The sequence below is a fragment of the Paeniclostridium hominis genome, from assembly GCF_014306135.1.
In the GTDB taxonomy this organism is placed as follows: domain Bacteria; phylum Bacillota; class Clostridia; order Peptostreptococcales; family Peptostreptococcaceae; genus Paraclostridium; species Paraclostridium hominis.
The window spans coordinates 1-1,705 of sequence record NZ_JACRWD010000023.1 but is presented as its reverse complement, the minus strand read 5'-3'; the positions used below and the strand labels follow the sequence as shown (position 1 = coordinate 1,705).

Annotated in this window: 16 tRNA genes and 1 rRNA gene; all 17 read right to left on the bottom strand. The window is 51.5% G+C overall.

Annotated elements, in window-relative coordinates:
- Positions 1-172, bottom strand: a 16S ribosomal RNA gene (locus H8891_RS14945); the annotation flags it as partial.
- 131 nt (positions 173-303) lie between these two features.
- Positions 304-380, bottom strand: a tRNA-Met gene (locus H8891_RS14940).
- Between the two features lie 13 nt (positions 381-393).
- Positions 394-469: transfer RNA gene (locus tag H8891_RS14935), tRNA-Phe, on the bottom strand.
- A gap of 7 nt (positions 470-476) precedes the next feature.
- A tRNA-Ile gene (locus H8891_RS14930) sits at positions 477-553 on the bottom strand.
- 5 nt (positions 554-558) lie between these two features.
- A tRNA-Pro gene (locus H8891_RS14925) sits at positions 559-635 on the bottom strand.
- 19 nt (positions 636-654) lie between these two features.
- Positions 655-730, bottom strand: a tRNA-Trp gene (locus H8891_RS14920).
- A gap of 9 nt (positions 731-739) precedes the next feature.
- Positions 740-816, bottom strand: a tRNA-Ile gene (locus H8891_RS14915).
- Between the two features lie 6 nt (positions 817-822).
- Positions 823-899 (bottom strand) — tRNA-Pro (locus H8891_RS14910).
- A gap of 7 nt (positions 900-906) precedes the next feature.
- Positions 907-998, bottom strand: a tRNA-Ser gene (locus tag H8891_RS14905).
- A gap of 10 nt (positions 999-1,008) precedes the next feature.
- A tRNA-Ser gene (locus H8891_RS14900) sits at positions 1,009-1,097 on the bottom strand.
- A 5-nt stretch (positions 1,098-1,102) separates the two neighbouring features.
- Positions 1,103-1,178, bottom strand: a tRNA-Lys gene (locus tag H8891_RS14895).
- A 10-nt stretch (positions 1,179-1,188) separates the two neighbouring features.
- Positions 1,189-1,264 (bottom strand) — tRNA-Gln (locus H8891_RS14890).
- A 7-nt stretch (positions 1,265-1,271) separates the two neighbouring features.
- Positions 1,272-1,348 (bottom strand) — tRNA-Arg (locus H8891_RS14885).
- Positions 1,349-1,363: 15 nt separating this feature from the next.
- A tRNA-Leu gene (locus H8891_RS14880) sits at positions 1,364-1,447 on the bottom strand.
- Positions 1,448-1,461: 14 nt separating this feature from the next.
- Positions 1,462-1,546: transfer RNA gene (locus tag H8891_RS14875), tRNA-Tyr, on the bottom strand.
- Between the two features lie 4 nt (positions 1,547-1,550).
- Positions 1,551-1,625: transfer RNA gene (locus H8891_RS14870), tRNA-Thr, on the bottom strand.
- A 4-nt stretch (positions 1,626-1,629) separates the two neighbouring features.
- Positions 1,630-1,705, bottom strand: a tRNA-Asn gene (locus H8891_RS14865).

The window sequence follows — 1,705 nt, the reverse complement described above, 5'->3', positions numbered from 1 at the left end:
ATATATCATCTCGTATTAGCATACCTTTCGGTATGTTATCCGTGTGTACAGGGTAGGTTACCCACGCGTTACTCACCCGTCCGCCGCTCTTCTCCGAAGAGAATCGCTCGACTTGCATGTGTTAGGCACGCCGCCAGCGTTCATCCTGAGCCAGGATCAAACTCTCAAATAAAAGTTGTCCATCGCTCAGCTATCATCATCTGAATATCTGGCTTGGTTGTTTGTTGTTTAATTCTTTAAAAAGAATTTTTATAATTAACCTACTGTTTAATTTTCAAAGTTCTTATTTAGTATAAACCTAGATGGTAGCGGTAACAGGAGTCGAACCTGTGACCTTTCGGGTATGAACCGAACGCTCTAGCCAACTAAGCTATACCGCCATAGTCATAAAAATGGTGCCCAGAGGCGGAATCGAACCACCGACACGGGGATTTTCAGTCCCCTGCTCTACCGACTGAGCTATCTGGGCAAACATTTGGTGGGCCTAGCTGGACTCGAACCAGCGACCTCACGCTTATCAGGCGTGCGCTCTAACCACCTGAGCTATAGGCCCTCATTTGGTCGAGGTGGAGGGACTCGAACCCCCGGCCCCATGGTCCCAAACCACGTGCGCTACCAAACTGCGCTACACCTCGAGAATTTTTAACTTTTTAGTGGCAGGGGTGGAGGGACTCGAACCCCCGGCGCACGGTTTTGGAGACCGACGCTCTACCAACTGAGCTACACCCCTATTTTGTTATGGTGGACCTTCAGGGACTCGAACCCCGGACCTACCGGTTATGAGCCGGGCGCTCTAACCAACTGAGCTAAAGGTCCACATATTGGTCGAGGTGGAGGGACTCGAACCCCCGGCCCCATGGTCCCAAACCACGTGCGCTACCAAACTGCGCTACACCTCGACATAACTGGCGGAGAAGGAGGGATTCGAACCCTCGCACCGGTTAACCCAGCCTAATCCCTTAGCAGGGGATCCTCTTGAGCCACTTGAGTACTTCTCCATAATTAAATTGGCGGAGAGGGTGGGATTCGAACCCACGGCCCCTTTCGGAGTCACTGGTTTTCAAGACCAGCTCCTTAAACCACTCGGACACCTCTCCATTATTGGTGACCCATCCGCGACTCGAACGCGGGACACCCTGATTAAAAGTCAGGTGCTCTACCGACTGAGCTAATGGGTCATTATTTATTTGGCAGGGGATGCAGGACTCGAACCTACGCATGTAGCAGTCAAAGTGCTATGCCTTACCGACTTGGCGAATCCCCTATGAATGTGGTGAGCGCACAGGGATTCGAACCCCGGACACACGCCTTAGAAGGGCGTTGCTCTATCCAGCTGAGCTATGCACCCACATTATTTTTCAATTGGTGCGGATGAAGGGAGTCGAACCCCCACGCCGTAGGCGCCAGATCCTAAGTCTGGTGCGTCTGCCAATTCCGCCACATCCGCATTAATTGTTAAGTTGGTGGAGGATGGTGGATTCGAACCACCGAAGTCAGTGACAACAGATTTACAGTCTGCCCCCTTTGGCCGCTCGGGAAATCCTCCACGTTGGAGCTAGTGATAGGAATCGAACCTACAACCTGCTGATTACAAGTCAGCTGCTCTACCGTTGAGCCACACTAGCATATTGGCGGGAATAACAGGACTCGAACCTGTGACCCAATGATTAACAGTCATTTGCTCTACCAACTGAGCCATATTCCC